This window comes from Salinarimonas ramus (assembly GCF_014645695.1).
GTDB lineage: Bacteria > Pseudomonadota > Alphaproteobacteria > Rhizobiales > Beijerinckiaceae > Salinarimonas > Salinarimonas ramus.
The window spans coordinates 1-1496 of the sequence record NZ_BMMF01000036.1; the positions used below are offsets into that span (position 1 = coordinate 1).

The 1496-nt window shown below is 71.9% G+C and carries 1 protein-coding gene; it reads right to left on the reverse strand.

Translation table 11 applies throughout. From position 1 onward, the window contains the following. Positions 1-30 precede the first annotated feature (30 nt). Positions 31-1236 carry an IS110 family RNA-guided transposase gene (locus tag IEX89_RS24085; protein ID WP_188915838.1) on the reverse strand — a complete coding sequence of 402 codons (1206 nt, stop codon included), beginning with the start codon at positions 1234-1236 and terminating at the stop codon, positions 31-33. Positions 1237-1496: the final 260 nt, after the last annotated feature.

The window sequence follows — 1496 nt, forward strand, 5'->3', positions numbered from 1 at the left end:
ATGAGACACCCCGTGTCCACCTCTGTTTTCCTATGCAGCGCATTTTTGCGCGGCGAGATGGCGTGCGGGGTCGTAGTCGGCTCGATCTCGCCAGGCATGCCAGAGGATGCGGATCCAGGCGCGAGCCAGGATCCGGACGGCATGAGGGTGACTGCATCCGCGCTGCCTGGCGCGCGTGTAGACGTCTGCGGCCCAGGGGGAGGCATGGCGGGAGTTGTCGGCGAAGCAGGTGACGGCGGCGCGCAGACGGTGATTGCAGGCCCATCGGAAGACGACTCCCCTGCTCTTTCCGGAGGCGTGGGTGACGGGGCAGACGCCGGCCTCCGCGGCGAGCTGGTCTGCGGTCTGGAAGCGCTCACGGTCGTCGCCGATCTCGGCGAGGATCTGGGCGGCGTTGATGCGGCCGGCGCGCGGGAAGGACATGACGATGCGGCCGTCGGGCAGCTCGGCGACGTCGTGCTCGATGCGGGCGGTGAGGTCGCGGATCGCGGCGACGATGCGCTCGAGGGCGAGGACGAGTGCGCGCACGATCTCGCCCTTGGCCTCGCTCTCGTCCCGGCCTGCGAGGCCGGTGGGTGCGGCGCGCAGGCGACCGAGGAGCTCGGCGGCGCTGCGGCGACCGCTGTAGCGGGCCTGGGCCATGAAGGCGGCCATGCGCTTCTCGCCGAGGCGTGCGGCGCTCTCGGGCATGGGGTAGCGGGCGAGGAAGGCGAGCGCGACGGGGCTGTCGACGTCGGCGAAGATCGCGGCGGCGCCCGGCCAGAAGCTTTCGAGCAGGCTGCGCAGCTGGTTTGCGAGGCCGACGCGGGTGGCGACGAGGTCGTCGCGCCCGCGCACGAGGGCGCGCAACGCCTTGACCGCGTCGGAGGCCTGGCGCAGCGGGGCGAAGCGATGGCCGTCGGTGCGCAGGATGTCGGCGAGCATGTAGGCGTCGCCCGGGTCGGACTTGCCGCCGGCGGCGCGATAGCGCGGACGGCAGGCCTTCACGACGTTCGGATGGATCGGCACGACCGGGTGGCCGGCGGCGACGAGCGTGTCGACGACGAGGCCGGATGGGCGCTCGATGGCCACCGGCATCTCCCCGGCGGGCGCGATGCGCGCGAGAGCGGCCACGAACTTGGCGAGCCCCACGGCGGTGTGCGGGACGGCGAGGCGTGCGCGGACCGCGCCCGTCTCGTCGAGGATGCAGGCCGCGTGGCCGGCGTTACCCCAGTCGAACCCAACGGTGAAAGGCATAGGCGACGTCTCCCGGTTCGGTGTACCTTCACCCGAGCCGGGAGGTCGTGCGGATCGCTCATTGGAAGGCGCTCCGGCTGGCAGGCGCAGGCGCTACACCCCGTGGTCCGTCCGGTCCTCCCGGCACTTGCCGCGCGGCGGGTCTCATGCGGGCCCTTCAAGGGCGAGCACACGTGGCCGTCGCGGCAAGTGCTCGGGCTGGAGAATACTACGCCGCTTCGCGGCTCCGCATCCTCCAGCCCGAAGGTGCACCAATGAGC